At 77.5% G+C, this 3,695-nt stretch carries 2 protein-coding genes; one reads left to right on the top strand and one right to left on the bottom strand.

Annotated elements, in window-relative coordinates; translation table 11 throughout:
* Nucleotides 1-1,422, bottom strand: a 1,422-nt coding sequence (locus tag AOK18_RS28725) for a serine/threonine-protein kinase (RefSeq protein WP_079105237.1), incomplete at its 3' end; no start/stop codon positions are given.
* Between the two features lie 529 nt (nt 1,423-1,951).
* Between AOK18_RS28725 and AOK18_RS28720 the strand changes: the two genes are divergently transcribed.
* The coding region (locus AOK18_RS28720; RefSeq protein ID WP_157865272.1) for an FHA domain-containing protein at nt 1,952-3,695 on the top strand (1,744 nt) is incomplete at its 3' end.

The following is a 3,695-nucleotide window of genomic DNA, read 5'->3' as shown; positions in this document are numbered from 1 at the left end:
AGTACGTCGACCCGGGCGAGGGCCCGCTGCGCAGCCGCCCCCAGCGGCAGGTCTCCCGGCAGCAGCCCCCGCAGCGCCGTCCGCAGTCCCAGCCCGGTTCCGGCCGTGGCCGGAACCGGGCTGGGACTGCGGACGGCGCTGCGGGGGCTGCTGCCGGGAGACCTGCCGCTGGGGGCGGCGGCGCAGCGGGTCCTCGCCCGGGTCGAAGTACTGGACCTGGGTCTGCTCGTTGCGGTCGCGGGCCGCGCGCATCTGGTTCTGCCACGGGTGCGGGTCGTCGGACCCGGGCTGTCCCTGACCGTCCTGGCCGGGCGGCACCGGGGGCATGACGGCGGTCGGGTCGGCGGCTCCGGAGGGGCCGCCGGGGCCCGCCGGGGCGTTGCCGGTCTGCGGCAGGACGCTGGTCGCGCCGTCGGGGTCGTACGCGCCCCCGGTGTGCGGCAGCACCTGCGTCGGGTCGGCGGACCCGGGCACGCCGGGCGCGCCGGGTGTGCCGGGCACGGGCGCGGGGTCGGGGTCGGGCATGAGGAGCGCGCCGACGTTCTCCGCGGCGGAGATCTGCGCGGCGTTCGCGTGCACGCCGATGCCGTCGGCGACGACCCGCAGGCCGCGCGCGAGGTTCTCGGCGCTGGGCCGCCGCTCGGGGTCCTTGCTGAGGCAGCGCTCGATGATCGTCCAGAGCGGGTCCGGGACGGTGGAGGGACGGCGCGGTTCGGCGCTCAGGTGCTGGTGCAGCACCTCCAGGGCGGAGCCGCCGGAGAACGGCGGGCGGCCGGTGACCAGTTCGTACAGCAGGATGCCGGCGCCGTAGATGTCGACGGCGGAGGTCTGCGGACGGCCCTCGGCGGACTCGGGCGCGATGTACGCGGGCGTGCCGACGAACTCGTGGGTGCGGGTCAGCCCCGGGGAGTCGGCCAGCCGGGCGATGCCGAAGTCGGTCAGCATCGGGTGCAGCGCGCCGCCGTCCTGCCGGAGCAGCACGTTGGCGGGCTTCAGGTCGCGGTGCACCACGCCGTCGGCGTGGCTGGCGCCGAGCGCGTCGGCGATCTGGGCGGTCACGAGGGCGGCGGCCGCGGGGGTGAAGGGGCCGTTCTCGCGCAGGTACCGGTGCAGGTCGGGACCCTCGACGAGGTCCATGACCAGGGCCAGCAGATCGCCCTCGACGACCAGGTCGCGGACCCGGACGATGTTGGGGTGGGTCAGTCTGAGCAGGACGGAGCGTTCCCTCAGGAAACGCATCACGATGTCCGCGTCGTTCGCGAGCTCCTCCTTGAGGACCTTGATCGCGACGGTCTCTCCCGGCCGGCCGGGCACTGCCGCCTCGGCCCCCGCGGTCTCCCGCTGGCGGGCTCGCCAGACGGTGCCCGTGGCGCCGCGTCCGATCGGCTCCTCGAGCAGGTACTTGCTGCCTACCGGCCGCACGTCATGCGCTCCCTGCTGCTTGCTTGGCTGGCGTACACCGTGATGCGTCGTGCTCGGAAATGTTCCGCCCCACTGTAATGCCGCGACGCGGGGCACCGGCCTGGCATCGTCGACGACTTCCCTCCCGTGTTCCCGTGCGGGTACGACGCGGCCCCTCCCCCGGGCGGGCCCGGACCGGGCCCGGCGGAGCCCGGACGGGACCCGGCGGAGGCCGCGGGACCCCGCCCGTGTTCGGGGGAAGACGCCCGACCCGGTCCGTTGGTTGCCAGGGGCCGGACGTGACCGATCTCAAGTGGCGCCGGAACGATCCTCCACGACGCATGGGGCAGGCATTTTTGAGGGCAGAGCCGACCAATCAAGATCATTTGATGCGGGAGGGCGGGCGTGTTGTCGGTGGCAGGTGCGAGGATGCCTGCAGTACTGGCCGTACGTGCGCGTGTGGTGGTGGGGGAAGTCCGCGGTGGGGGACCGCGGGGCGGTTCCGTCCTCCGCACCGCGGGCGCTCGCGCAGAAGGGACCGCTCACGGCGATGCAGATCCGGCTGACCGTGGTAGATCCGCTGGGTTTGCCCTCCCCCGCGCGAGGCCATGTGGTCGTCACCGCCCCCGCCGGTACGGCCCTGGCGGCGGTGGCCGCCGCGCTGGTCTCCGCGGTCTCCGGCGGCGACGGCTCCTCCGGTTCCGCGGGCTCCTCCGGCATCCCGGTGCTGTACGCCGGCGACCAGCGGCTGGACGCCCAGCGCTGCACCCTCGGCGAGCCCCCGCTGATCGACGGCGCGGTGCTGGCCGTGGGCGCCCCCGGGGAGCCGGAGCCGCACCCCGAGCTGGACGACGCCCCGACCAGGCTCCACGTCGTCGCCGGCCCCGACGCGGGCGGCGTCCACCTGCTGCACGGCGGTGAGATCCGCATCGGGCGCTCGGCCGACGCCGACGTGCCGCTCGACGACCCGGACGTCTCCCGGCTGCACTGCGCGGTGACGGTCGGCCCGGACGGCAGGGTCTCGGTCGCCGACCTCGGCTCCACCAACGGCACGACCCTGGACGGCCGGCGGGTGGGCTCCCGTCCGGTCGGTCTGTCCCCGGGCGCGCTGTTGCGGATCGGCGAGTCGGCGCTGCGGCTCACCCCGGCCGCGGGGCCGGGGGCGCGGGCCCGGACGACGCCGGACGGCGAGGGGCACGTCCGCGTGCCGGAACCGCCCGCGGAGGCGTTTGCGGAGCCTCCCGCGGGAGCGGCAGCGGGGGCCGGGCCGGCGGCCGTGCGCCCGCCGGACGGGCCCACGCACCACGGCTACGGTTCCCCGGGGCCCCGGACCGTGGGAGAGGCCCCGCTGGTGCCCGGTCAGGGCGGCGCACCGGGGATCGAGGACCACGGGACGGGCAGCGCTCCGGGCACGGGCTCCGGCACCGATGCCGGTCCCGGCACCGGCTCCGACACCGGCACCGGCTCCGACTCCGGAAGCGCGGGCCGCGACGGCGGGGACGACCGCAGCGGGCGTACGGTCCCCCCGGCCTCCCGGGGTGAGGCGCCGCGGGTTCCCGGGGGTCGCCGGGTGACGCAGCCGGGGTCCGCCGACGGCGGGTCCGGCCCGGCGTCCGGTGCCCGCGCGGGCGCGCCCACCGGATCCGGCACCGGTGACGGGTTCGCCTCCCGGCCGGTCTCCCCCGGCTCCCGGCCCGCCGGGGGCCACGAGGACACGCCGGCGCACGGCACCGGCCCGGTCGACGCGGGCCTCGCCCCCCGGCCCTCCGGCGGACGCCGGCGCGGCGGGCTCTCGGCGTGGGCGCGCCGGCTGACCGGAGGGCGTCCGGAGCCGGAGGAGAGCGCCGGGCCGGAGGCGTACCGCGGCACGGAGGCGGCCGGTGCCGCCCCGGCCGAACCGGTCCTCGCCCCGCCCGGCCCGCCCGAGACCTGGCCCGACCCCGCCACGCTGCTGCTGACCGCGCTGGGCCCCGGGCCCCGCCTGTGGGAGCGCGGGCCCGGCCACCCGGAGGCCCTGGCGGTACGCCTCGGCACGGCCGACCGGGCGGTCCCCGGCGGTTCGGGACTGCTGCCCGCCGTACCCGTGACGTCGGGGCTGCGCGAGGTGGGCTCGCTGGGCCTGGCCGGTCCGCGCGAGCGGCTCTCCGGACTGGCCCGCGCGGTGCTGGCCCAGCTCGCCGCACTGCACTCCCCCGACACGCTGGAGATCGTCCTGATCACCGCCGACCCCTCCCGCGGCCTGGAGGAGCGCACCGCGGAATGGGCCTGGCTGGGCTGGCTGCCGCACGTGCGGC

This window comes from Streptomyces prasinopilosus (assembly GCF_001419695.1).
Taxonomy (GTDB): Bacteria; Actinomycetota; Actinomycetes; order Streptomycetales; family Streptomycetaceae; genus Streptomyces; species Streptomyces prasinopilosus.
The sequence above is the reverse complement of the archived record's forward strand: the minus strand, read 5'-3'. Positions and strand labels throughout refer to the sequence as shown.